Source organism: Pseudomonas sp. S3_G06 (assembly GCF_054667565.1).
In genome coordinates, this window is the sequence record NZ_CP162738.1 from 2,665,182 (window position 1) to 2,690,460 (window position 25,279).

Here is a 25,279-nt window from a genome sequence, read left to right on the forward strand (position 1 = left end):
ATCACAAATGCACCGGTGCCACCGGCGCCGAACCCGGCTCCGGCACATCGACATTGACCTTCAGTGCAATCAGCAGCGCGGCCAGCAACATCAGAATTCCAGCCGCTACAAACACACCATGGATACCGCTGAAACTGAACACCGAACCGCCGGCGGCGGCGCCTGCGGCAATCGCCGACTGCACGGACGCCACAACCATGCCGCCTGCGCTTTCGGCCTGATCGGGTATCGAGCGCGCCACCCAGTTCGACCATGCGACCGGCACGCCACCAAAGGCCATCCCCCACAGCGCCAAGAGCAACGCCTGCCCGGTGACCGACGCCGGTAACCCGACCAACGCCAGAGCAGCAACGCCCACCAACACTGGCATCAGCACCAACGTTGCCCTTGGATTGCGCTGCAACAGCCAGCCGGCGAACAGCGTGCCGGCAAAGTTCGCCACGCCGAAACCAAGGAGCATCAGTGCCAGCATCTGCGGGCCGACGCCGGTGGTGCTTTCCAGAAATGGCCTGATATAGGTGAACAACGCGAAATGGCCGGTATGCACCAATACACAGCCGAACATGCCGACGGCAATGCCCGGTCGCAGCAACACCTCAAGCACCGTACGCAGGCGTGACGGACGATGCGGCGCCAGACTGGGTAGCGTGAACATCTGAAAGACCAGCGTCACCACGCCCACCGCTGCTGCTGCGAAAAACGCACTGCGCCAGCCAAACTGGCCGCCGAGATAGCTGCCCAACGGCACCGCCACCACGGTACCCACGGCGATCCCGCTGAAGATGATCGACAGCGCACGCGGCAGCAGCGCCGCCGGCACCAGGCGCATCGCCACGGCCGCCGCCATGCTCCAGAATCCGCCCAGAGCTATGCCCAAAAGGATGCGCATGATCAGCAACACTGCGAGGCTGGACGACAACGCCACCAGCAGATTCGAGGCGATCATCAGTGCCGAGAAACCGAGCAAGACCAGCCGCCGATCAAGGCTGCGCGTCAACCCAGGTACGAGCAATCCTGCAAACAGCGCGACCACCGCGGTCACCGTCACCGCTTGCCCGGCCAGCGCTTCGCTGACGCCAAAATCGAGCGCCATCGGCGTCAGCAGGCTGGCCGGCAGATATTCCGCCGTGAGCAGACCAAACACACCCATCGCCAGTGAAAACACCGCCATCCACGCAGGCACCAGCGGCTCCCCGTCAGTTCGCCCATCACCTACACGTTCATTCATTTCAAGACTCCCTCGGACATTTCGAGAGGGCAGTCTATTGGCGGCAAACCGGATGATCTATGATGCGCAGTCTTGAACTTTTGATCGAAACCCCGAACATGAGCAGCACCGATCCCTTTGCACTGTCATCAGACCTGATCACTGAATTGCTGCGCAGCATGCGTCTGCGTGGCGTGCAATATCGGCGGATCCACGCTGGTCCGCCGTATGGCCTGGGTTTCACCGACAAGCCCGGCCATGCGTATTTCCATTTCGTTGCCGCCGGATCGACAGTGTTGCGACTGGAGGACGGCAGCTTGTATGAATTGTCGGCAGGCAATGCGGTATTCATTGCCCATGGTGCTGCGCACCAGTTGCTGTCTCATGCAGGCGCCGAGGTGCAGGACATTGACAGCGCCGTCGCCGCACCGCTCGGCGACACGGTCTGCGCGGTGCAGGTCGGACACAGCGCCGATTTGCCCGATAGCGCCCTGCTCTTTAGTGGCTGTATGGAGTTCGAACTCGGCAGCCTGCAAGGCCTCGGTCGGCTGATGCCGGGTCTTATGCTGATCGACGCCGGTGGCCAGCGCTATCCGGGACTCATGCCGATTCTCGCGACCATGGAACGCGAAGTCAGCGCAGCGCGCATTGGCTTTGCCGGCATTCTCGCGCGCCTTGCGGACGTAGTGGCAGCAATGATTGTTCGCGGCTGGGTCGAATGCGCTTGCGGCAATGCCTCCGGTCTCGTCGCCGCCCTGCGCGACCCTCGCCTGGCGCAGGCCTTGCTGGCCCTGCACCAACAACCGGGGCGCGACTGGAGCGTCGCCGAACTCGCAACGCTGTGCAACACCTCACGCTCGGTCTTCGCCGAACGCTTCCAGACCACCCTCGGCACCCCGCCGCTGCGCTACGCCACCGAACTGCGCATGCGCCTGGCCAGTCAGTGGCTGACGCTGGAAAGACTGCCAATCGAAGAAGTGGCGCAGCGCTTGGGCTACACCTCCCAAGCGGCGTTCAGTCGTGCGTTCAAGCGGATAACGGGAAGCTCACCGGGAGCGAGTCGGCGCCAGCGCGCACTATAAGAATTGCATTAACAGAGCGGCAATGAATCCGAGCCGCCCTCACCGCTGGATTTTGTCCAGCCCCGCGCCCACCCGCTCAGCAGCCTGCAAATCCCCACGCGCCTCCAACTCCTGCGCCACTTGCCGCAACTGCTCAACCGTCAATCCCACATTCAGACTGATCTTCAAATGCGACTCCAGTTGCGACTCCACCCCAGCCATTGCCGCCAGCGCACCGACAGTCGCCAGTTCCCGATCCGTCCATGCCAGGTTGTCGCGGGCGAAGATGTCACCGAACAAGTGCACTTTCAGGAACTGATCGATCGCCGGGGCGAATTCGAAAAGGGGGCCGGACACTGGCGCACCGACCAGACGAGTCTGATTGTCGGTGCCGAGTTCAGTGAGCGCATATCCCGACGGAACCGGACCCGGCTCGCGTCCCGGCACGTCTTCGATGCCCCGAGCAGCGCGTTCCTGCAAAACCTTCATCAGCAATGACAAGGCGTTGAGGCTGCGCGGGAAGCCCGCGTAGGCGTACAGCTGCACCAGAATTTCCTTGGTCTCGCTGATGCTCAGCCCTGCATCGAGACCACGATTGAGTGCGTGGTGCAAACGCGGCATGTCGCCGATTGCAGCGTTGGCGGCAATCGGGGCGATCGCCAGTTGTCTAAGCGTCAGAGGCTGTTCTTTCATGATCGGTTTCTCCGGTGATCGGGAAGGATTGGCGCAGAGAGGATTGACGCAGGCTGCACTGGCGAGGACCGCGCAGCCGAGGGCGACGATGCGCAGAAGACGCCCTTGATTTAACGATTTCTGGTTCATCAATGACTCTCCTCACTCATGCAGAGTGAACGTCACCCGCACATCGCCGCGCCCCAAGACTTCGGCCAAGTCCTGCGGGCGTTCGATGCGGCCAAGACGCGAATAGCGGTAGGACGAATCGAAGGTTTTGTAGAAGACCACCAACGTATCGTCGCCATACAAAAGGAAATCGCCGTTGTGGATCGTGCTCGGCCGGAAGGGCTGGGTGGGCAATGGCGGCTGCACGGTGGCGTATTTTTCATTGCCGTGCAGGTCGGTCATTTCCAGGCTCAGCGGCAATCGCGTGAGCAATTGCCGCGTACTCGGGTTGTCATCCAGAGCAATGGCAAAACGCTGTTCTCCGACGGTCATCCACATCCTGCTGGCCTCCATAGCGGTCGGTGCAGACAGAGCAACGGGCAGCCATGCCATCAGTACGAATCCCTTCCAGCCGTTGGCAAAAAACCGCATCGCTTTGCTCCGTCGCGTTGAAAGTTACTTCAGGTTGCTCTTGAAGAACTGCGTCAGCTTGGCAAAAGGAATCAGCTCGACCCGGTCGTACAGATCGACATGGCCGGCATTCGGCACGATCACCAGTTCTTTCGGCTGCCCCGCCAACCGGAACGCCTCTTCGCTGAACTCACGGGAGTGCGCGTCGGCACCGGCAATAAACAACATCGGGCGCGGCGAGATGCTCTCGATATCGACGAACGGATAGAAGTTCATGAACTTGGTGTTGCTGCTCAGCGTCGGCCGCGTGGTCTGTTGCGGCGTCGAGCTGGCCGGGGTGAATTCGCCGCGTGGGGTGCGGTAGAAATCGAAGAATTCACGCTGGATCGGATGGGTGTCGGCCTTCAGTTCGAGCACGGTGCCGCCGGTGTATTCGACCTTGCCGCCAGTAAACTCGGCGTAACGCTGCTCGGCCGCTTGCGCAATGATCTGCTTGCGCTGCGCAAGGCTTTGCGAGTGCTTGAGGCCATCACGGTTGGCTGCGCCCATGTCGTACATGCTGACCGTGGCGATGGCTTTCATGCGTGGGTCGATTTTCGCCGCGCTGATCACGAAGCTGCCGCTGCCGCAGATGCCCAACACGCCGATGCGCTCGCGGTCGATGAATGGCCGTGTGCCGAGGTAATCGACGGCCGCGCTGAAGTCTTCGGCATACATGTCCGGCAACACCGCGTTGCGCGGCGCGCCCTCGCTTTCGCCCCAGAACGACAGATCCAGCGACAGGGTGACAAAGCCCTGCTCCGCCAGTTTCTGTGCGTACAGATTGGAGCTCTGCTCCTTTACCGCGCCCATCGGATGACCAACGATAATCGCCGCGCTGCGCGCTGCCGGGTCGAGTCCTTTAGGGACAAACAGGTTGCCGACCACGGTGAGTTGATATTGATTTTTGAAGCTGACCTTTTGCACGGTCACCTTGTCGCTCTTGAAGAAATTGTCGGCACCGCGGGACATGTCAGCTCCGAATGCAGTAAATGAACTCAGGAGAAACCCGAGCAGTATGAACAGTCGTTTCATGGGGGCGTCCTTGATCGAGAAGCCAGGCGTGGCCGGGATGAAGGTATTGTTGCGCACGCTCGAGACTTTGATTAGCTAATGAGTGCTTAATGCGGTTATAAACACTGCTAATCAATAAATCTGAGCATTGCCCCATGGCCAAACCCAATTTCAACGACCTGCTCGCCTTCGTCACCGTGGCCCGCACAGGCAGTTTCACCCGCGCGGCGGTGCAACTGGGCGTGACGCAATCGGCGGTGAGCCAGGTAGTCTCGGCGCTGGAAGCGCGTCTGAAAATTCGCCTGCTGACCCGCACCACACGCAGCGTGTCACTGACGGCGGCCGGCGAACGTTTGCTGCACACCGTGGGTCATCGTTTCGATGAGATCGAAGCCGAACTGGACGCGCTGACCGAGTTGCGCGACAAGCCTGCCGGTACGGTGCGCATCACCTGCGGCGACAACATCATCAAGACCACTCTGCTGCCCAAGCTGACGCCACTATTGCTTCAATACCCGGACATCAAGGTCGAGTTCGATATCAACTACGGTTTCCGCGACATCGTTGCCGACCGCTTCGATGCCGGCGTGCGTTTCAGCGATACCGTCGCCCAGGACATGATCGCCGTACCGATCGGCCCGCCGCTGCGCATGGCCGTGGTCGCTTCGCCCGGCTACTTTGCCCGGCATCCCGCCCCGCAACATCCGCGCGAGCTGGCGGCGCACCGCTGCATCGACATTCGCTTTCCGACCTACGACGGTGTCGATGCCTGGGAATTCGAGCGTCAGGGCAAAAAGCTGAAAGTGCGGGTCGACGGCCAACTGGTGTTCAACTCCACCGTGCACATCGCCGACGCCGCTGTGAACGGTCTAGGGATTGCCTACCTGCCTGAAGACGAGTTCGGTGCGCATCTGGCTGAAGGGCGTTTGGTCAGAGTGCTGGAGGACTGGTGCGAACCGTTCGGTGGCTTCCACCTCTACTACCCCAGCCGCCGCCAACCATCGCCGGCGTTTTCACTGGTGGTGGATGCGTTGCGCGTGGATCCAGCCCCGTGGTAGGAGCGGGCCTGCTCGCGATAGCGTCGGCACATCCAACAGGGTAAGTGCCTGATCCAGCGCTTTCGCGAGCAGGCTCGCTCCCACAGGTTTTTGCGTCAGCTCCCGGAAATCATCGATTCACAAATCCATTGTGGGAGCGAGCCTGCTCGCGAAGGCGTCAGACCAGGCACATCATCTCTGCATGCCAGCCCCGCGACCCCCTCACAACTTCGACACGTCCCCGGTCGCCTCGGCAATCGTCGCCAACGTTTCCTCCATGCTGGCGATGTCTTCTTGCAGCTTTTGAAACACCAGATCCAACGACTCGGGGGCGTCCACGGTCTGATGGCCACGCAGCGACTCGACGCTAGCGCTCTCCACGTGCTGGAGAATGTCGACACTTTCTCGCAGTGCCAACAGCTGATCGAAGATAGCGGCAATCTGCGCCTGGCTGCGGGTGCTCATTATTTCCACCCGAGCCTGGCAATGATTTCACGGCGATACGGCGTGTCGATCTGCGCCGGCACCTGTTCGATATAGTCGCGCGCTTGTTCGTGCGCCGCGCCGCTCAACCCGGCCAGATAAGAAACTGCGTCGTCGACATTCGGCACCAGGCCTTCAATGTTCTTGAATCTGCCGGGCAGCGCCGTCCAGATCACCGCATCGAGTTGCCGAGGAATTGCCCATTCAGCAAGCACGCCCATCGCCGAGGTACCGACGGTGAAACTGCCGATGCCATCCTCCCTGCCCTCCGGCACGCCTTCTCGAACACGCAGGAGTTCGCGGGCCTGATCGAGATCGGTCACGTCCAGGACCGACCACAGCACTTTGCACGGCGGCGCGTTCGCGCTTATGGCTGTAGTCAACTCGCCAGTGTCACTGACGCGAACGAAGTCGATCGGTACCTGCGGCCCGTCGGCAAACCACTCGCTCGCCAGCGGCAAGCCGTCCGGTTTCCAGATCAGTGAGCCCCATCCCAGACATGCAATGACCATAAATCAGACCCTTCTGAAGAAACGATGAACACAGAAAAGAACAGCCTGCTCAGCCTTTGGTTTTTCGCGGGTCGGCTGCGCGCGGAAAGGTGCGTTCTTCCTGGATCGTCCCGTCCTCTTTATGGATTTTCAGCGAGGCGGTTTTGTCCTGCAGATAGTCGCTGGCAATCTGCGTGATCTCGGCTTTGGTCGACGCCGTTTTCGACGCACGCTGCGCGCCCTCTTTGACCAGTTCCCAGCGCTGCTGGTTTTTGTTGATGTGGTAGTTATCCATTCCTTCACCTCTGACGTGAATATGTGACCGGTAATGGATTGACCTTGGCCGGTTCAGAGAGTTTGAAAGAATTGAGCCCGACTCAATACGCGAACTCATGCCCCAACTCGCTCTCCATCCACGCCAGAAAACGCCTGACCCGTGGGAAGCTCGAATGCGCTTTGGGGAATACCAGATGGTGCGCAGCCACCGCAGCACTCAGAGATTCAGGCGCTACTTCAACCAGCGTGCCCGCCGCCAGATACTTCTGCGCCAGCAATGTGCTTTCCAGGGCGAAACCCAAGCCATGACTCGCGGCTTCCAGCGACATGTATGAACGATCGAAGCTCAATGCATAAGGCCGTTCCGGACGCGCCAGACCATGCTGGGCAAACCATTGCGGCCATTTGAGCAGGGTGGCTTCCGACAAAATCAGATCGCACTCCAGCAGATCCGCCGCGCCGCGTACCGGGCGTTGCGCGAGCAGTTTCGGTGAGGTCAGCACCGCGAACGTCTCGTTCCTGACCGTGCGCACCTCATAACTGGGCCAGTTCGGCAGACCGTGGCGGATATCGACGTCGATCTTGTCGCGACTGAAGTGCAGCGATTCATAGGAGCACGACAGGTTGATCTGTATGTCAGGGTGACTGGCGCGAAACGCTTCCAGGCGCGGCATCAGCCAGAGCAGACCGAAGCTTGGCGACGAGTGCAAGCGCAGGCAATCGAGGCTGACATCGCTGGCCGCACGCTCGGTGGCGACGGCGAGACTGTGCAAAATCCCGGAGACTTCCTTGAGGTACTGCTCGCCGACCGGCGTCAGCGAGACGCCCCGAGCAGCGCGAACGAATAATTGCCGGCCGATCATCCCTTCCAGTTTCGCCAGTTGATGGCTGACTGCCGAGGGGGTCAGGTCCAGCACTTCTGCTGCCCTGGCGACGTTGCCGAAGCGCGCGGTTTGTTCGAAGGCCTGAATTGCTTTCAGCGGTGGCAGGATGATCGATGCCTCAGTGTCAGAGCGCATGGGGACTCCGTGGTGATTTCTTGTGATGTACGGACCGGTTTCATTCAAGCATTTGCGAAACGGCCTGACGAGTGCTGAATTTTTTTCAGCATTGAGTGACTTCCGCGTTATTGCTAACGCTCGCCCCGAAGGACAAGCTGAGTCATCGGTTACTTACACACCGACCCAATAAAAACAATTCGAGGGAATCCTCCATGCTTCTTCAAGGCAAAGTCGCAATCATTACCGGTGCCGCATCTGCCCGTGGCATTGGCCGCGCTACCGCCAGCACATTTGCGCAACACGGCGCTCGCGTGGTCATCCTCGATCTGGATGCATCCGCAGCACGTGACGCCGCCGCAGCACTGGGCGAAGGTCATCTGGGCCTGGCGGCCAACGTGGCCGACGAAGCGCAGGTTCAGCAAGCCGTCGCCGCCATCATCGGGCACTTCGGGCGCATCGATATTCTCGTCAACAACGCCGGCATCACCCAGCCACTGAAGACTCTGGATATTCGCCCTTCGGACTACGACAAGGTGCTGGACGTCAGCCTGCGCGGCACTTTGCTCATGTCCCAGGCGGTGATTCCGCTGATGCGCCAACAGTCTTCCGGCAGCATCGTCTGCATGTCGTCTGTGTCGGCCCAGCGCGGCGGCGGCATCTTCGGCGGCCCGCATTACAGCGCGGCCAAGGCCGGTGTGCTGGGGTTGGGCAAGGCCATGGCGCGGGAATTGGGGCCGGACAATATCCGCGTCAACTCCATCGCTCCCGGCCTGATTCACACCGACATCACCGGCGGCCTGATGCAGGATGAACGCCGCCACGCCATCATCGAAGGCATTCCGCTGGGGCGCCTGGGTCAAGCGCAGGACGTCGCCAACGCCGCGCTGTTTCTGGCCAGCGACCTGTCCGCTTATCTGACCGGCATCACCCTCGATGTGAACGGCGGCATGCTGATTCACTGAGTAACTCTGGGCGGGCCTGCGTGGCCCGTGCGGTTCTGGATCGATGACGCAGCCGGGCCTGATGGCCTGGCGGTCAATAAAAACAAGAGATCAGACCATCATGACTACCCTGTCGCTCGAAGCGGTTTCGACCGTGCGTTCTTCTGCCTATCGCAAAACGGCATGGCGGCTGATGCCGTTCCTGATGCTGTGCTACCTGTGCGCCTATCTGGACCGGGTCAACGTCGGTTTCGCCAAGCTGCAAATGATGAACGATCTGGCCCTCAGCGAAACGGTCTACGGACTGGGCGCCGGGGTGTTTTTCATCGGCTATTTCCTTTGCGAAGTGCCCAGCAACATCATCCTGCACAAGGTCGGCGCGCGAGTGTGGATTGCGCGGATCATGATCACTTGGGGCATCGTCTCGGCCCTGTTCGCCTTCGTCGAAACCGCCTGGCAGTTCTACGCGCTGCGCTTTCTGCTGGGGATCGCCGAAGCCGGTCTGGCGCCGGGTCTGCTGCTCTACCTCACCTACTGGTTTCCGTCCTATCGGCGGGCGCGCATGACCGTGTTGTGGTTTATCGCCATTCCGCTGTCAGGCATGGTCGGTGGCCCGCTGTCGGGCTGGATCATGAACCACTTTGCCGGTGTGCACGGCTGGGCCGGCTGGCAGTGGATGTTCGTTCTCGAGGCGGTGCCCACCGTGGTCGTCGGCCTGCTGGTGCTGAGTTATCTGAAGGACGGCGTGCATCAGGCAACCTGGCTCAATGACGAGGAAAAAGCCTTGATCACTCGCGAGCTGGCCGAAGACGACCAGCAAAAGGTCACCCATGCCTCGATCGGCGAGTTCATCCGTGATCGGCGCTTGTGGTTGCTGGCGGCGATCTACTTCTGTGTGGTCATGGGCCAATACGCGATCACCTTCTGGCTGCCGACACTGGTGCGTAATGCAGGGGTTTCCGACCCGCTGCACATCGGTTTCCTGACCAGCCTGCCCTATCTGTGCGCCATCGCCGCGATGCTGCTGGTCGGCCGCAGTGGCGACAAACATCGCGAGCGCCGCTGGCACCTGATCGTGCCGATGATCGCCGGTGCGATCGGCTTGAGCCTGGCAGCGCTGATGGGCGGCAATCCGACCTTGTCGATCCTCAGCCTGTGCCTGGCCGCCTCCGGCATTCTCTCCGCCACCTCGTTGTTCTGGATGCTGCCCACCACGCTGCTTGGCGGGGTGTCTGCGGCGGCCGGCATCGCCGCGGTCAACAGCTTCGCCAACCTTGCCGGGTTCTGCTCGCCTTATCTGATCGGCTGGATCACCACCCTGACCGGTTCCAGTGCCATCGGCATGTACCTCATCACCGGCGTGCTGTTCCTCGGCGCGAGCCTGGTCCTGCGTATTCCCGCCGCTTTGGTCAATCGTTGAGTCAACGGAGTTTCATCATGACGACTAATCTTGCACACGCTGCATCGCTGAGCCTGACCCAGCGCGCGCACAACATTCGCCGCCATGCACTGCGCATGGGCCAGGTTCAGGGCCAGGGCTATGTGGGCCAGGCCCTCGGCGCGGCTGACCTGCTGGCGGTGTCTTACTTTCATGCGATGAACCATCGCCCGACAGATCCCGAATGGGAGCAGCGCGATCGCTTCTATCTCTCCATCGGCCACTACGCCATCGCGCTGTACGCAGCGCTGATCGAAGCCGAGATCATTCCGCTCGACGAGCTGGAAACCTACGGTTCGGATGACAGCCGCCTGCCGATGTCGGGCATGGCCGCCTATACCCCGGGGATGGAAATCACCGGCGGCTCGCTGGGTCAGGGCCTGGGTATCGCGGTCGGTGCCTGCCTGGGCCTCAAGCGCAAAGGCTCGGCCTCGTTCGTTTACAACCTGCTGTCCGATGGCGAACTCAATGAAGGCTCGACCTGGGAAGCGGTGATGTCGGCTTCGCACTGGCAGCTCGACAATCTGATCGCCATCGTCGACGTCAACAACCAGCAGGCCGACGGTTACTCCAGCGAGATTCTCTCGTTCGAACCCATCGTCGATCGCTGGCAAGCCTTTGGCTGGTTCACCCAGCGCGTCGACGGCAATGACCTCGACGCCCTGGTCGCTGCATTCGATGCCGCGCGCAATCACCCCGGCGGGCAACCGCGCGTGATCATCTGCGACACGAAAATGGGCAAAGGCGTGCCGTTTCTGGAGAACCGGGAAAAGACCCACTTCATTCGCGTCGAAGAGCACGAATGGGACCTGGCACTGAGCAACCTTGAAGAAGGAAAAGACCAATGAGCAACGCCGCCAACACTGCGCCTTCGACTGCTACTGGCGCGCCGGTGAAAAAGCGCCTGACCACCTCGGCGATGATTGCCTCGATTGCCTCCGAGGGCCAGGCGACCCGCTCGGCACCGTTCGGCCATGCGCTCGCAGCGCTGGCAGACCAGCGCGCGGACATCGTCGGTCTCTCGGCTGACCTGTCCAAGTACACCGACCTGCACATTTTCGCCAAGGCGCACCCGGAGCGTTTCTATCAGATGGGCATGGCCGAACAGTTGCTGATGAGCGCGGCCGCCGGCATGGCGCGTGAGGGTTTCGTGCCCTTCGCCACCACCTACGCGGTGTTCGCATCGCGGCGTGCTTACGACTTCATCTGCATGGCCATCGCCGAGGAAAACCTCAACGTCAAAATCGTCTGCGGTTTGCCCGGCCTCACCACGGGTTACGGGCCGAGCCATCAGGCCACCGATGATCTGGCTATTTTCCGCGCCATGCCCAATCTGATGATCGTCGACCCTTGCGATGCGCTGGAAATCGAACAGGCCGTGCCCGCCATCGCCGCTCACCAAGGCCCGGTCTATATGCGTTTGCTGCGCGGCAATGTGCCGTTGGTGCTGGACGAGTACGGTTATAAATTCGAGATCGGCAAGGCCAAGACCCTGCGCACGGGCAACGACGTGCTGATCATCTCCACCGGGCTGATGACCATGCGCTCGCTGGAAGCGGCCAAGCAATTGCAGGCCGACGGCATTGATGTGGCCGTGCTGCACGTGCCGACCATCAAGCCGCTGGATGAACAAACCATTCTCGCCGAAGCGCGCAAATCCGGGCGTCTGGTGGTCACAGCCGAGAACAGCTCGATCATCGGCGGTTTGGGTGAGGCGGTTGCCGGGTTGTTGTTGCGCAATGGCGTGACGCCCACCTTCAGACAGATCGCGTTGCCCGACGCCTTCCTCGACGCCGGCGCCCTGCCGACGCTGCATGATCGCTACGGCATCTCGACGCCGGCTGTGTGCGCGCAGATCAAAGCCTGGCTGTAACTTCACCGAGGGCGGCGCCTCCATCCGAGGCGCTCGTTCATTCGCAACCAGGAGGCAGAACGTGAAAGCACATGAACTGCTGGATCCCGACTTCAAAAGCTTTTTAACCCCCGGCGCTGAAGACTGGACATTGGAAACGCTGCCCGCGATCAGGGAGCGTGTCCATGCGACATTCAAATCCCGAGAACAAGCGCGCGGTGAAAGCCTATGGATAAAGTCCCACGACGGTGAGGATTTGCGCCTGTGTCTTTACCGGCCCGCCGCCGCAGCACCGGACGGTAATTTTGCGGTGATCCTGTACATCCACGGTGGAGGCTTCGTCCTTGGTTGCCCCGAAATGGCCGATGACTATCTGGCTAACCTCGCCGAAGCACTTCAGGCGATCATCGTCGCTGTCGATTACCGTCTCGCGCCAGAGCACCCCTTCCCTATTCCCCTGGAAGATTGCTACACCGCCCTCGGCTGGGTTTTCGCCCACCGGCAAACGCTCAACATCGACGCCGACAACGTGATCGTCATGGGCCACAGTGCCGGCGCCGGGCTGGCAGCAGCGCTGGCCATTGTGGCGCGGGATCGCGGCGAGTATTCCATCGCCAGCCAGGTGCTGGTTTATCCGATGCTCGATTACCGTTCGGGCAGCGCAGCCTCGCCTCAGCAGAACAGCACGACCGGAGTGATTGGCTGGCCGGCGCAAGCCAACCAATTCTGTTGGGAGTGCCTGCGCACTGACCAAGCGCTGGATGATCTGCCAATCGGCTGGTTTTCGCCGGCCCTGCAAGACGATCTGCGTGACTTGCCCCCGACGTTTCTGGCCGTCGGGGCGCTGGATCTGTTTCTGGAAGAGGACGTTGCATTTGCCCTGCGCCTGTCCCGCGCCGGGGTTGCCGTCGAACTGCATGTCTACCCTGGGGCGCCACATATGTTTGATCAATGCCCCGGTAGCGTTAGCGATCAGTCTGCACTGGATATCGTCCGATCACTTCGGCGATCGATAGCTAGCGCATTAACTGCTGAGGGGTAGAAAGAACCGCTGAAACGGTACAACAGGATTTCTTATACAAAGCCTTTCTCCCCTTCTACGCTTTTTGATTAACACCTTCGCAGACAGGCAGCTGCGGAGGATGGCCTGCGCTTTGAGAAATTCAATATCGCTTAGCCATCACCCTCGGCGATTCCGTCCGGACCTTTTCCAGCGTTCCTTTGGATAATGTCGAAAACGACACATTTTGTTGCACCCAAAAAGCGCTTGGATCCAACGTCCCGACAAACGGTAACGACCTGATTAGAACAGCTTTTCAAAGAGATAAACGTGGGCAAATGGCCCATTCATACACTCGTCAAAAATCAGGCAGCCCCATCTGACACTCCCTATCTATGGTTTTAAAACCATCCGTGGACGTCCGCCCCACCCATTTACAGGGAGTAGTAATGGACAACATCGTCATTGCCGACAAAGCCAATTCTCAGCTCACTGCCCAGAACTGGGGCAATGTTCAGCTCAGTCAGCCTTCAGTTGTACAAATGCCGGTTCGGCCCGATCAACTGGCGTCGACCAGTCGCAGCGGTCAGGATTTGATCGTCAATCTGAAGTCTGGCGAGCAAATCAAAATCTCCAATTTCTTTGTCACCAGCCCTGACGGCGTGCCCAATGACATTGTCTTTCAGGGTGACGACGCGACGCTGTGGCAGGCGCGCTACAGCGCCGAGCCGTTCAACGGCTTTACCTTTGACGAAATCAATTCGCTGGACGAGCTGATCGCTGGCGTCGGTGTGGTGGATGGCGCAACGCCGGCCTGGGCGATTGCCGGGCTTGGCCTGTTGGGCGCGGGTGGTGCGGCGGCCGCTGCGGGCGGAAGTGGCGGCGGCGGCGGCGGAGGTGGTGGCGGTGGAGACGCGACGCCTCCTGCGCCCGCGACCGGATTAACCTTGTCGGCCGATGGCCGGGTGCTGAGTGGTTTTGGCGAAGCTGGCAGTGTCGTTCAGGTACGCGATGCAGCCGGCAACATTTTGGGTTCCGGAACCGTTGGCGCCGATGGCAGTTTCCAGGTCGACCTGGGTACGCCACAGAACAATGGCCAGCCGCTCGACGTCACGCTCACCGACCCTGCGGGCAACGTTTCGACGCCGGGTACGGTCACTGCGCCGGATACCACCGCGCCCACCGCGCCAGGCAATCTCAGCGTGAGCGCCGATGGCACGCAACTCGGCGGCACCGGTGAAGTCGGCTCGACCATCCAGGTGCGCGCCGCCGATGGCAGCCTGCTCGGCAGCGCCGTGGTTGCAGCCGATGGCACCTTCAGCGTCGCCCTCAGCCCCGCGCAAACCGGCGGTCAGCCGCTGACAGTGAATGCCACCGATGCCGCAGGCAACACCTCGACCGGCGCAACGATCAGCGCGCCGGAGATCGTCGAACCGACGACGCCAGGCAATCTTGGTTTGAGCAGCGACGGCAGCCAACTGACCGGCACCGCCCGGGCCGGCACCACGATCGAAGTCCGCGCCGCCAATGGCGAATTGCTCGGGCGCGCGGCGGTGGCCGCTGACGGCACTTTCCTGCTGACGCTGATTCGTGCGCAGGCCAACGGTGAAACCCTCAGTGTCGTGGCAGTCAACAGCGCCGGTGCGCAATCGCCGGCCGTCACCTTCAATGCGCCGGACATCACTGGCCCCGCCGCTGCAACAGATCTAGCCGTGAGCAGCGATGGCCTCTCGGTGACCGGCCGTGGCGAACCCGGCAGCACAGTCAGCGTCACCAATGCGCAAGGTACGCTGCTGGGGACAGCGCAGGTGGCAGCCGATGGCTCGTTCACCGTCCAACTCAACGCCGCGCAAATCGATGGTGAGGCGCTGAGCGTGCTGGTCACCGACGCCGCCGGCAACCCGTCGCCAGCAACGACCGTTATCGCCCTGGACCTCGATGGCCTGACTCAGCCAAGCGACGTTGTCCTGAGTGTGGACGGCCTGCTGATGAAAGGACGCGGCCAGGTCGGTTCAACGATCACGGTTCGCGATGCGAACGGCAATGTACTCGGCTCGGCAGTCGTTGCTGCGGATGGCACGTTCACGGTGCAATTGAGCAGCCCGCAAAACAATGGCGAAGCGTTGCAGATCAGTGCCAGCGATGCGGCTGGCAATACCTCTGCCCCATTAAGCTATGTAACGCCTGACACGCAAGGCCCGGCGCCGCTGACGGGCGTTACGCTCGACGGCCAAGGGCAGACGCTGACCGGCACAGGCGAAATCGGCGCTTCGATTACCGTGCGCGATCCGGCCGGCAACATCATCGGCACCGGTACCGTGGGTGCCGATGGCAACTTCACGGTAAACCTCTCGACTCCACAGACCGATGCGCAACAGCTGCAAGTGATCCAGACCGACGCGGACGGCAATCCTTCGGCGCCGGTCAACGTGATCGCACCCGATCTGACCACGCCGGTTGCCGTGACCGATGTAAGCATTTCCGCCAATGGTGCCGTGGTCTCCGGCGCGGGTCAGATCGGCGCCACCGTTACTGTCACTGACACCAATGGGACCGTGCTGGGAACAGCTGTCGTCGGCAGCAACGGCCGGTTCGAAGTCACCTTGTCCTCGCCACAAACCAATGGCCAGAACCTCAGCGTTGTGCAGACCGATGGCTCGCCTTCAGGCTCGCCGGCAGTTCCAGTTGAAGCGCCGGATATCCAGGCCCCCACTGCCCCTTCCAATCTGTCGCTGAATACAGGCGGCACTGAACTGAGCGGCACCGGCGAACCCGGTGCCACGGTGTCGGTCAAGGATTCGGCGGGCAATGTGTTGGGCACCGCGATCGTCGACGGCACCGGCGCCTTTACAGTGCCGCTGAACAGCCCGCAGATCGAAGGCCAGCAACTGCAAGTCAGCCAATCGGATGGCGTGAACGTTTCGCCCAACACGCCGCTGACCGCAGCGGACACCACCGCGCCGCTGGCACCAGACAACGTCGTTCTGGCCAACAATGGCGTGACATTGACCGGCACCGGGCAAGCCGGCAGCACCGTAACCGTCAGCGCACCGGACGGCACGGTGCTCGGCACTACGGTGGTCGCCAGCGACGGCAATTTCAGCGTCAACCTGAGTCCTGCTCAGCTCGACGGTCAGGTTTTGAGCGTGATCCAGACCGATGCGAGCGCCCTGCCCTCGCCGGCCACGCCGGTCACCGCACCGGACATCACCGCACCGCCTGCACCGACCGGGCTGATCGTCGATCCTTCAGGTGCCACCGTCACCGGCACCACGCAGCCCAATAACACGGTGCAGGTGCTGGATGCCGACGGCAACGTCATCGGCACCGCGACCGCTGACGGCACGGGCGCCTTCACGGTCAACCTCGATACGGCGCAGACCAATGGCGAAGCCTTGCAAGTCGTGGTGTCGGACGGCGCCAACAGTTCGTTGCCAGGCACCGTTGCCGCGCCGGACAGCACGCCGCCGACGCCGGTCAGCGATCTCGCGCTCAACCCGGCCGGCACGCAGGTGTCCGGACTTGCCGAACCGGGCACCACGGTCACCGTCAGCATTGCCGGCGGTGGCGCTGTGCTGGGCACCGCGACGGCTGATGCGGATGGCCGCTTTGTCGTGACCCTCAGCCCACCGGCCGAGCCTGGCGGCAATCTGGAAGTCATCAGCACGGATGGCGGCGGTAATGATTCGCCCGTCGTGCCGCTGGCAGGACTGGACGGTACCCAGGTCGCGACACCGACCGATCTGGCCTTGAGTGCCGACGGATTCACCCTGACCGGCGCCGGAACGCCCGGTTGCACCGTGACGGTGACCAGCAGCAGCGGCGCTGTGCTCGGCTCCGGGCTGATCAACAGCTTCGGCCGCTTCACCCTGTTGCTCAATAGCAAACAGATCAACGCGCAAGTTCTCCAGGTGACGGCCACCAGTCCCGACGGTGACGTGTCGATTCCGGGCACGGTGACGGCGGTCGATGGCACGGCGCCGGACGCTGTGACCGATCTGGCGCTGAGTGCCAACGGCACGACACTCACTGGACGCGGAGAGGCCGGGGCGACGGTCACTGTCACCGACGCCACAGGTACCGTGCTCGGTACTGCACTGGTCGCCAGCAATGGCACGTTCAGCCTGACGCTGACGCCGGCACAACTTAATGGCCAGGCGCTTACCGCGATCCAGAGCGACGCCGCCGGCAACCTTTCGCAACCCGCCGGCATCATTGCCAGCGATCTGCAACCGCCAGCCGCAGCGACTGGCGTTACGATCAATGACGTCGGCACCGTGGTCAAAGGCCAGGGCGAAGCCGGCAGCACCGTGACCGTGCGCGATGCCGCCGGCAATGTTCTGGCCACCGGCGTAGTCGATCAGAGCGGTAACTTCCAGGTCACCCTGCCCAACGCGCAGAACACCGGCGAAACCCTGGAGGTCACTCTGACCGACGCAAATGGCAACGCCTCGACTTCCACTGGCGTGATCACCATCGACGGCACCCCGCCCGCCGCTGTGCAGAATCCACTGATCAGCGCCGATGGCAGCACCCTCAGCGGCACAGGTGAGGCTGGCGCAACAGTCAATGTCACCACCGCCAACGGCACCCTGCTGGGCAGCGCCGTGGTGGGCGCGGACGGCTCGTTCAGCGTCACCCTGGCGCCAGCGCCGACCAATGGTGAAGCGCTCGCGATCAATCAGACCGACCCTGCCGGCAATGTTTCACCGTCGACCAGCGTCACCGCACCCGACATCAGCCCGCCGGCGGCACTGACCCAAGTCGCGGTGAATGCCGACGGCGTCATCGTTACCGGCCACGGCGAACCCGGCGCCACCGTGTCTGTACGCAGCGCCGACGGCACCTTGCTCGGCACCGCGCAGGTCGGCAGTGGCGGCGCGTTCACGGTCACCCTCAACGCAGCACAACTGAATGCCGAAGTGCTGACCGTCACTCAGGAAGATCCGCCGGGCAACGTATCGGCGGCGGTTGAAGTCATCGCCGCGGATTTGACCGCGCCGGCGATTCCGAGCGCATTGACCCTCAATGCTGCTGGCGTGCAACTGGCCGGTAACGCCGAGGCCGGCAGTACCGTGACCGTGCGCGACAGCCAGGGCAACCTCCTCGGCACCACCACGGCGGCCGCGAACGGCACTTTCCAGATTACCCTCAACAGCCCGCAAACCAATGGCCAGTCGCTGAACGTGACAGCCATCGACGCGGCAGGCAATCCGTCAGCCCCGGCAATCGTCAATGCGGTCGATAGCACGGCGCCGTTGGTAGCGAGCGATCTGGCGGTCAGCGCCAATGGTGCCACCCTGACCGGCATCGGCGAGATCGGCGCCAGCGTGGAAGTTCGCGATGCCGGCGGTGTTTTGCTGGGTACTGCGACCGTTGCCAGCAACGGCAATTTCAGCGTCACGTTGTCCCCGGCGGCGGTGGCTGGATCGAATCTTTCCGTGGTGCAGATCGATGCTGCCGGCAACACCGGACCGGCAGCGCCGGTGACTGCACCGGGCAATCTGGCGGAAAGTGCACCGACCAATCTGGCCCTCAGCGCCGACGGTCTGACCCTCACCGGCTCGGCCACCGCCGGCAGCACCGTGAGCATTCGCAATGCCTCGGGCGTGTTACTCGGCAGCGCGCTGGTGGCGGCCAATGGCACTTTCAGCGTTACCCTCAACGCCGCGCAACTCAACGGCGAACCGCTGTCTGCCGTGGCAACCTCGAGCACCGGCATTAATTCGTCGCCGACCGATTACACCGCTGCCGATATCGCCGCGCCAACGCCGCTCAGCGAACTGAGTCTGGCACCGAACGGCACGGCCCTGACCGGGCGCGGTGAAGCCGGCGCCACAGTGACCGTGCTCGGCACCGGCGGAGTGGTTCTCGGCAGCGCCGTGGTGGCGGCCAATGGCACGTTCAGCGTCACCCTCAGTCCGGCGCAGACTTCGGGGCAGACCCTGAGCCTGAGCCAGGCCGACGCCGCCGGCAACGAATCCAACAGCGTCAACCTGATCGCCCCGGATCTGATCGCGCCCAATGCGCCGGCGGCGCTGGTGGCAAGTGCTGACGGCACCCTGCTGTCGGGTACCGGTGAGGCCGGCACCACGGCCAACGTGTACAACGCCGCCGGAGCGCTGGTCGGGACCGGCACCGTGAGCATCGACGGCACGTTTGCGATCACCCTGACCACGCCGCAAGCCAATGGCCAGACGCTGACCGTGTCGCTGACGGATGCGGCGGGCAACACCTCGGCAGCCACGCCGTTCACTTCGGTCGACAGCACACCGCCAGCGGCCGTTTCGCAACTGAGCATTGGCGGCGACGGCGCAAGCCTGACCGGGCGCGGCGAACCCGGCGCGCAAGTCCGGGTCATCGACAGCGACGGCAACGTGCTTGGCACCGCCGTGGTCAGCGCGACCGGTACCTTCACCCTGCCACTGAACCCGGCGTTGACCAACGCCGAAGTGATCACCGTGGTCCAGGCCGACGCGGCGGGCAACGACTCGCCTGCGGTGAGCCTGACGACACCGGACTTCACCCCGCCTGATCCACTGGACAACGTCGATATCAACTCGTCCGGCGCGCTGGTCATCGGTACAGGCGAACCCGGCGCGACCGTGACCGTGCGCGATGCCAACGGTACTTTGCTCGGCACCAGCGTGGTACTCGGCGACGGCACCTTCAGCGTCACCCTCAATCCTCCGCAGATCAATGAACAGATCCTCAGCGTGCAGCAGGCCGATCCACCCGGCAACGTCAGCGCCCCGGTGACGGTCACCGCACCGGATCTGACCCCGCCAGCGACGCCGGCCGATCTGCAACTGAATGCCGATGGCGACACCCTCACCGGGACCGGCGAAGTCGGCGCCATTGTCCGCGTGACATCCGCAGACGGTACCGAGCTGGGCACCGGCACCGTGGGCAGCGATGGCCGTTTCCAGATCACCGTGACTCCGGTGCAGACCAATGGCCAAGCGCTGTTCGTGGTGTTGGCGGATGCAGCCGGCAATGCCTCGCCTGCCGGCACGCTGAGCGCACCGGACAGCACGCCTCCTGCCGCACTGACCGATGTCGAGATCGACGCCAGCGGCAGCCTCATCACCGGCTCCGGTGCGGCGGGCTCGCAGGTAGTCGTCACCAACGCAGTGGGCACCATCGTTGGCACCGGCACCGTCGCGGCCGATGGCAGTTTCAGCGTCACCCTCGACCAGCCTCTGCTCAACGGTGAAGCCTTATCGGTGATCCAGCGTGATGCGGCGGGCAACCCTTCGCCGATCGTGCCCGTCACTGCGCCGGACATCACCCTGCCCGCTGCGCCCACCGACCTCGTTCTTACGCCTGATGGCCTGACACTGACCGGCAGCGGTGAAGCCGGCGCCACGGTGCGCGTGCTCAGCGCGACTGGCACGGTACTGGGCTCGGCAACCGTGACCGACAATGGCTCGTTCAGCGTGACCCTCAATCCGCCGCAGGTGAATGGCGAGCTGTTGAGCGTCAATCAGACCGATCTGGCGTCCAACACATCGCCGACAGCGCCCGTGCAAGCGGGCGATATCACCGATCCACTGGAGGTGGCCGACCTCAATGTCAGCCAGGACGGCTTGACCGTGACCGGTACTGGCGAGCCCGGAGCGACCGTCACCGTGCGAGACGGCGCGGTGGTGCTCGGCACGGCGACGGTGGCGGCAGATGGCAGTTTCAGCGTCACGTTGTCGGCTGCGCAACTCGATGGTCGCGCGCTCTCGGTAGTGCAAGCCGACGCACAAAACAACGAGTCCCAGCCCGTTCTGGTCGACGCGCCGGACAGCACTGCACCTATCGCACCAACGGTGACATCGCTGACCGGCGCTGGCACCTTGCTCGCCGGGACCGCCGAAGCCGGCAGCACCGTGACTGTGCTGTCCGCCACCGGCACCGTGCTCGGCACAGCGGTGGCATTGGGCGACGGCACCTACACCGTCACGCTGAATCCGGCCCAGGCCAACGGTCAGTTGTTGTCGGTGATCGCGACGGACGAAGCGCAGAACGCATCGCCAGTGCTGCTCTACCCGGCGGCAGATACCACGGCTCCGGATGCCGTCACCGGTCTGACCATCAGCGGCGATCTGAGCCAGCTCGCCGGTCGTGGCGAAGCCGGTGCGAGTGTCGAAGTAACCGATGCGCTAGGCAATATCGTCGGCACCGGCACAGTGACCGCCAACGGCACGTTCCTGATCGATCTGGACCCCGGCATCACCGCCGGCCAGGTGCTGACAGTGAATCAAACAGACGTCGCGACTAATGTGTCCGCAGACGCCGACCTGACTGTTCCGGCAGTGCCAGCCCCGGCTGCGCCGGACAATCTTGTACTGACAGCCGACGGCGTGACGCTGACCGGCACGGCGGCGATCGGCACCACCATCAATGTCTACGCGCCGGACAACAGCCTGATCGGCACCGGCGTCACTGGCCCGGATGGCACGTTCAGCGTGTTGCTGACGCCTGCGCAAACCAACGGAGAAAGTCTTGAGGTCACCGCCAACACTGCGCTGGGTGGCGCCTCGCTGCCGACTGAAATCACCGCAGGCGACACCTCGGCGCCGGCGGCACTCAGCGATCTTGCAGTCAATGCCAGCGGCACATTGGTCACCGGTCGCGGCGAAGTCGGCGCATCGGTGACCATCACCGGCGCTGGCGGCGTCGTGCTGGGCAATGCGACGATTGGCGCCAATGGCACCTTCAGCGCACAGCTCAATACGCCGCAGGTCAACGGTCAGGTGCTCAATGCGACACAGACCGATGCGGCCAACAACACCTCATCCGGGCTTAACGTAACGGCGCCCGATATCACTCCCCCGACCGCTCCGACGGCGCTGGTCATTAGCGGTGCCGGTCTGGTGCTCGGCGGGCTCGGTGAAGCCGGCGCCACCGTCACTGTTCGCGGTGCGGGTGGCACGGTGCTGGGCACGGCGACGGTGGCGGGCAATGGCTCGTTCTCGGTGACCTTGTCATCGGCGCAACTCAACGGCCAGCAACTGAGCGTCACGCAGAGTGATGCGGCGGGCAACGTTTCGCCGGTTACCAACCTCAGCGTCGCCGATACCACTGCGCCAGCGCCGCTGAGCAATGTCAGCCTGAACGGCACCGGCCTGGCTGTCAGCGGCACGGGTGAAGCCGGCGCGACCGTCAGCGTGACCAACGCAGCCGGTACCGTCCTCGGCACCGCCGTGGTCAATGCTGGCGGCACCTTCACCGTGCAACTGTCCAGCGCGCAACTGAACGGCCAACAGCTCAATGTCCAACAGACCGACCCGACGGGCAATCTGTCGCAGGTCTTCAATCTGACGGCCCCTGACGTGCAGGCGCCGATCGCGGCCAGCGGTCTGACGCTCGCTGCCAACGGTCTGACCCTCAGCGGTACGGGCGAAGCCGGTGCGACGGTCAACGTCTACGGCCCGGGCGGTGCGCTGATCGGCACCACCACCGTGGGCAGTGGCGGCACGTTCAGCTTCAACCTGAACACCGCACAACTCGACGGGCAGCTGTTGACCGTGCGTCTGGTCGACCCGGCCGGTAATCTGTCGCCCAATGCCAGCCTGACAGCGCCAGACATTACCGCTCCCGGCGCGCCGACCGGCGTCAGCGTCAATGGCAGCGGCACCGTACTCACTGGTGTCGGTGTGCCCGGTTCGACCATCAGCGTGCGAGGCGTCGGCGGCGTGGTGCTCGGAACCGCGACGGTCGCCGCTAACGGCAGTTTCTCGGTGACATTGGCCTCGGCGCAGATCAACAGCCAGGTGCTCAGCGTCACCCAGGCGGATCCGAGCGGCAACGTATCGGCTGCGGCGACCGCGACGGCGCCAGACCTGACACCGCCCGCTGCCGCCACGGCGCTGCTGGTCGGCGCCGACGGCCTGACCGTCACCGGTACCGGCGAAGTCGGCGCAACCGTGACCATCAAGTCGGCCAGCGGCGCCGTTCTCGGCACCGGCACGGTCAACAACCTCGGCGTGTTTACCGTCACCCTGAGCAGTGCGCAGATCAACGGTGAAAACCTCACCGTCAACCTCAGCGACGCACGCGGCAACGTTTCGGTGGCCGCCAACGTCATTGCGCCGGACGTCGACGTCAACGCGCCAGTGATCGCCAGCGATAACCTCGCCGTCGGCACCGTCACGCTGGCCCCGGTCACCGCCTCGCAGACCTTCAACGACTCGTTCACCACGCTGCTGGCCGGATTCTCGAAAACCTTCACTTTCACCGTCGCCGGCGGCACGCGTCTTGATCCGACCCTGACGCTGACCACCAGCAGTCTGATTTCGCTGATCGATGGCGTGGTCTATACCCTGCAAGTCAAGGATGCCAGCGGCAACTGGGTGACTCTGGATGTCAACGGCAGCAGCGGCCTGCTGGATCTGATTGCCCTGACCGGTCAGGGTGTGCGGGTCGACATCGGTAACCTGCTGTCAGGCGATTATCGACTGACGGTTTCGAGCACCGGCATCGGCGTGCTGACCACGGTCAATACCCAGCTGCAACTGGACGTCAGCAGCCTGACCCAGTTCAACGGCATTGCCGGGCCAGCGGTGACTGGCAACGTCATCACCAACGTCGGCGTCGATGGCACGGCCGATCAGACCGGCCCGGACAACGGCGCGCAGTTGCAGATCTTCAAGAACGGCGCCTGGGTCAGCGCCGGTGCCGGCACCACGGTGCAAGGGTTGTACGGCACGCTGACCATCGACGCCAACGGCAACTACAGCTACAAACCGAACGGCAGCGTCGGCAGCGTCGGCAAAGTCGACGTGTTCAACTATCAACTGGTGCACCCGAACGGCTTGAGCGACACCGCCAATCTGTACGTGCGCATCGACAGCCCGCAAGCCAGCGAAGTGTGGAATGACGCCAACCTCGGCAGCCCGGCGCTGGTGGTGGATGCCACAGCGGACATCGCCTCGACCGACGTCACCCTGATCAACCGCGAAGTGACCACCAACTCCGCCCTCGGCACCTTCAATGTGCTGCTGGGCGGCGGCAGCGGTAACTACAACACCGTGGTCGCGGCCGATACCGTCAGTGACCTGACCGTGGTGGTCAATTCGAGCAACCTGTTGGCGCTGCTCGGTTCGATGACGGTGGGCCTGTACAAACTCAACACGGCGACCAACCAGTACGTGCTGGTCAAGAGTTACGGCGGCAACGCGCTGGTCAATCTCGGCGGCGGCAACTACGGGATCAAGTTCGACGACCAGACCGCCGGCAGTTATCAGGTGCGGGTGGCAGTGGGCGGCCTCGGCCTGCTGACCAGCGTCAACACCAGCCTGATCAACGTCGCGACCTACAACAATCAGTTTGTGGTCGGCAGCTACACGCCGGTATCGGGCAATCTGCTCACCGACACCGCTGGCGGCGGCGCCGATGTGTTGGGCTCGGTGTACACCTTGCTCAGCGTGCTGGTCGCCGGCAGTTACGTAGCGCCGGGGTACAACGGCGTCTCGCTGGTCGGTAACTACGGCACCCTGGTGGTCCAGGCCAACGGCAACTACACCTACACGCTCAAGGCCGGGCTGACCGATGCGGTGATCGGCCAGGAAGACACCTTCACCTACCAACTTACCCACCCCAACGGCACCGTGGATACCGCGACGCTGACCATCGACCTGAACAAGGCCGGCGCATTTGCCAGCACCGCGTTCTCGGCCCTGGCCAGTGATGACCTCGGTCTGGCCCATGCCACTGGCAGCGACTTGATCCAGGGCACCGAGGGCAACGACACCCTCGACGGCTCGCACGGTGGCGCCGTGACCCTGCAAGGTGGCGGTGGCGACGACACGCTGATCATCGCCGATCAGCAATTCACCTCGGTGGACGGCGGCAGCGGCACCGACACCCTGCTCTGGGCCGGTGGCGACGTGTCGATCAACCTCGGCGATCTGCAGAGCAAGATCCACAACGTCGAGATCCTCGATCTCAACCATTCCAGTGCGGTTGCGCTGACACTGAATCTCAGCGATCTGCTGGCGATCACGTCCTCGGACAACAACACCCTGCTGATCAAGGGTGACGACAGGGACAGCGTGCACATGACCGATGGCTGGGTCGCCGATGGCACGCAACAGGCCGACGGCATCGACTATGTTCAATACACGGCACAGGAGGATCCGAGCCACCACTTGTGGGTACAGAACGGCATTCAAGTGGTTTGAAACAAGACATCAAAC

Annotated in this window: 16 protein-coding genes; 8 read left to right on the plus strand and 8 right to left on the minus strand. The window is 62.9% G+C overall.

Translation table 11 applies throughout. The features are described 5' to 3' along the window. Window position 1: 1 nt before the first annotated feature. The gene (locus AB4N47_RS11865) at window positions 2–1,228 is read right to left on the minus strand and encodes an MFS transporter (RefSeq protein WP_341637728.1); all 1,227 of its coding nucleotides are present in this window, start codon (window positions 1,226–1,228) and stop codon (window positions 2–4) included. Between the two features lie 62 nt (window positions 1,229–1,290). Here AB4N47_RS11865 and AB4N47_RS11870 point away from each other — a divergent pair, with 62 nt between their 5' ends. Next, window positions 1,291–2,289: a cupin domain-containing protein gene (locus tag AB4N47_RS11870; RefSeq protein WP_460154546.1), complete on the plus strand. Its 999-nt coding sequence runs from the start codon at window positions 1,291–1,293 to the stop codon at window positions 2,287–2,289. Window positions 2,290–2,328: 39 nt separating this feature from the next. Here the strand turns inward: AB4N47_RS11870 and AB4N47_RS11875 are convergent, their stop codons facing one another. From AB4N47_RS11875 to AB4N47_RS11885, 3 genes are all read right to left on the minus strand, one after another. Then, window positions 2,329–2,961 (minus strand): carboxymuconolactone decarboxylase family protein, encoded by a 633-nt coding sequence (locus AB4N47_RS11875; protein ID WP_341637730.1) that lies wholly within the window; start codon window positions 2,959–2,961, stop codon window positions 2,329–2,331. Window positions 2,962–3,102: 141 nt separating this feature from the next. After that, window positions 3,103–3,441 (minus strand): cyclophilin-like fold protein, encoded by a 339-nt coding sequence (locus AB4N47_RS11880; RefSeq protein ID WP_341637731.1) that lies wholly within the window; start codon window positions 3,439–3,441, stop codon window positions 3,103–3,105. Between the two features lie 123 nt (window positions 3,442–3,564). Then, window positions 3,565–4,593 (minus strand): alpha/beta hydrolase, encoded by a 1,029-nt coding sequence (locus AB4N47_RS11885; protein ID WP_460154547.1) that lies wholly within the window; start codon window positions 4,591–4,593, stop codon window positions 3,565–3,567. 134 nt (window positions 4,594–4,727) lie between these two features. Here AB4N47_RS11885 and AB4N47_RS11890 point away from each other — a divergent pair, with 134 nt between their 5' ends. Then, complete coding sequence (locus AB4N47_RS11890) at window positions 4,728–5,630, plus strand: LysR family transcriptional regulator (protein WP_341637732.1); 903 nt, start codon at window positions 4,728–4,730, stop codon at window positions 5,628–5,630. A 201-nt stretch (window positions 5,631–5,831) separates the two neighbouring features. Here the strand turns inward: AB4N47_RS11890 and AB4N47_RS11895 are convergent, their stop codons facing one another. The 4 genes from AB4N47_RS11895 to AB4N47_RS11910 all read right to left on the minus strand — a co-directional run bounded on the left by AB4N47_RS11895 (window position 5,832) and on the right by AB4N47_RS11910 (window position 7,878). Then, window positions 5,832–6,074, minus strand: a complete 243-nt coding sequence (locus AB4N47_RS11895) for a hypothetical protein (protein WP_016774412.1) — start codon at window positions 6,072–6,074, stop codon at window positions 5,832–5,834. Then, window positions 6,074–6,604, minus strand: a complete 531-nt coding sequence (locus AB4N47_RS11900; RefSeq protein ID WP_341637733.1) for a hypothetical protein — start codon at window positions 6,602–6,604, stop codon at window positions 6,074–6,076. The genes AB4N47_RS11895 and AB4N47_RS11900 overlap by 1 nt, the downstream gene beginning before the upstream one ends. A 49-nt stretch (window positions 6,605–6,653) precedes the next feature. Next, complete coding sequence (locus AB4N47_RS11905) at window positions 6,654–6,878, minus strand: DUF2188 domain-containing protein (RefSeq protein WP_341637734.1); 225 nt, start codon at window positions 6,876–6,878, stop codon at window positions 6,654–6,656. An 82-nt stretch (window positions 6,879–6,960) separates the two neighbouring features. After that, a complete protein-coding gene (locus AB4N47_RS11910) occupies window positions 6,961–7,878 on the minus strand; it encodes a LysR substrate-binding domain-containing protein (RefSeq protein WP_024012668.1) in 918 nt (305 codons plus the stop codon). 194 nt (window positions 7,879–8,072) lie between these two features. Here AB4N47_RS11910 and AB4N47_RS11915 point away from each other — a divergent pair, with 194 nt between their 5' ends. From AB4N47_RS11915 to AB4N47_RS11940, 6 genes are all read left to right on the plus strand, one after another. After that, the gene (locus AB4N47_RS11915) at window positions 8,073–8,822 is read left to right on the plus strand and encodes an SDR family NAD(P)-dependent oxidoreductase (protein WP_341637735.1); all 750 of its coding nucleotides are present in this window, start codon (window positions 8,073–8,075) and stop codon (window positions 8,820–8,822) included. A 100-nt stretch (window positions 8,823–8,922) separates the two neighbouring features. Next, window positions 8,923–10,221 carry an MFS transporter gene (locus AB4N47_RS11920; protein ID WP_073474915.1) on the plus strand — a complete coding sequence of 433 codons (1,299 nt, stop codon included), beginning with the start codon at window positions 8,923–8,925 and terminating at the stop codon, window positions 10,219–10,221. Between the two features lie 17 nt (window positions 10,222–10,238). Then, window positions 10,239–11,087: a transketolase gene (locus AB4N47_RS11925; protein WP_095179688.1), complete on the plus strand. Its 849-nt coding sequence runs from the start codon at window positions 10,239–10,241 to the stop codon at window positions 11,085–11,087. Beyond that, a complete protein-coding gene (locus AB4N47_RS11930; protein WP_071171997.1) occupies window positions 11,084–12,112 on the plus strand; it encodes a transketolase family protein in 1,029 nt (342 codons plus the stop codon). The genes AB4N47_RS11925 and AB4N47_RS11930 overlap by 4 nt, the downstream gene beginning before the upstream one ends. Before the next feature lie 61 nt (window positions 12,113–12,173). Next, window positions 12,174–13,133, plus strand: coding sequence for an alpha/beta hydrolase (locus tag AB4N47_RS11935; RefSeq protein ID WP_341637736.1), 960 nt, complete (start codon window positions 12,174–12,176; stop codon window positions 13,131–13,133). Between the two features lie 407 nt (window positions 13,134–13,540). Further along, window positions 13,541–25,264, plus strand: coding sequence for a BapA/Bap/LapF family large adhesin (locus AB4N47_RS11940; RefSeq protein WP_460154548.1), 11,724 nt, complete (start codon window positions 13,541–13,543; stop codon window positions 25,262–25,264). Window positions 25,265–25,279 lie beyond the last annotated feature (15 nt).

What these genes read in the sequence shown, in the direction of transcription:
- AB4N47_RS11870 (WP_460154546.1), top strand. Translation starts at nt 1,291, where the DNA reads ATGCGCAGTCTTGAACTTTTGATCGAAACCCCGAACATGAGCAGCACC.
- AB4N47_RS11940 (WP_460154548.1), top strand. Translation starts at nt 13,541, where the DNA reads ATGGACAACATCGTCATTGCCGACAAAGCCAATTCTCAGCTCACTGCC.
- AB4N47_RS11890 (WP_341637732.1), top strand. Translation starts at nt 4,728, where the DNA reads ATGGCCAAACCCAATTTCAACGACCTGCTCGCCTTCGTCACCGTGGCC.
- AB4N47_RS11895 (WP_016774412.1), bottom strand. Translation starts at nt 6,074, where the DNA reads ATGAGCACCCGCAGCCAGGCGCAGATTGCCGCTATCTTCGATCAGCTG.
- AB4N47_RS11910 (WP_024012668.1), bottom strand. Translation starts at nt 7,878, where the DNA reads ATGCGCTCTGACACTGAGGCATCGATCATCCTGCCACCGCTGAAAGCA.
- AB4N47_RS11900 (WP_341637733.1), bottom strand. Translation starts at nt 6,604, where the DNA reads ATGGTCATTGCATGTCTGGGATGGGGCTCACTGATCTGGAAACCGGAC.
- AB4N47_RS11865 (WP_341637728.1), bottom strand. Translation starts at nt 1,228, where the DNA reads ATGAATGAACGTGTAGGTGATGGGCGAACTGACGGGGAGCCGCTGGTG.
- AB4N47_RS11930 (WP_071171997.1), top strand. Translation starts at nt 11,084, where the DNA reads ATGAGCAACGCCGCCAACACTGCGCCTTCGACTGCTACTGGCGCGCCG.
- AB4N47_RS11880 (WP_341637731.1), bottom strand. Translation starts at nt 3,441, where the DNA reads ATGACCGTCGGAGAACAGCGTTTTGCCATTGCTCTGGATGACAACCCG.
- AB4N47_RS11885 (WP_460154547.1), bottom strand. Translation starts at nt 4,593, where the DNA reads ATGAAACGACTGTTCATACTGCTCGGGTTTCTCCTGAGTTCATTTACT.
- AB4N47_RS11875 (WP_341637730.1), bottom strand. Translation starts at nt 2,961, where the DNA reads ATGAAAGAACAGCCTCTGACGCTTAGACAACTGGCGATCGCCCCGATT.
- AB4N47_RS11925 (WP_095179688.1), top strand. Translation starts at nt 10,239, where the DNA reads ATGACGACTAATCTTGCACACGCTGCATCGCTGAGCCTGACCCAGCGC.
- AB4N47_RS11915 (WP_341637735.1), top strand. Translation starts at nt 8,073, where the DNA reads ATGCTTCTTCAAGGCAAAGTCGCAATCATTACCGGTGCCGCATCTGCC.
- AB4N47_RS11905 (WP_341637734.1), bottom strand. Translation starts at nt 6,878, where the DNA reads ATGGATAACTACCACATCAACAAAAACCAGCAGCGCTGGGAACTGGTC.
- AB4N47_RS11920 (WP_073474915.1), top strand. Translation starts at nt 8,923, where the DNA reads ATGACTACCCTGTCGCTCGAAGCGGTTTCGACCGTGCGTTCTTCTGCC.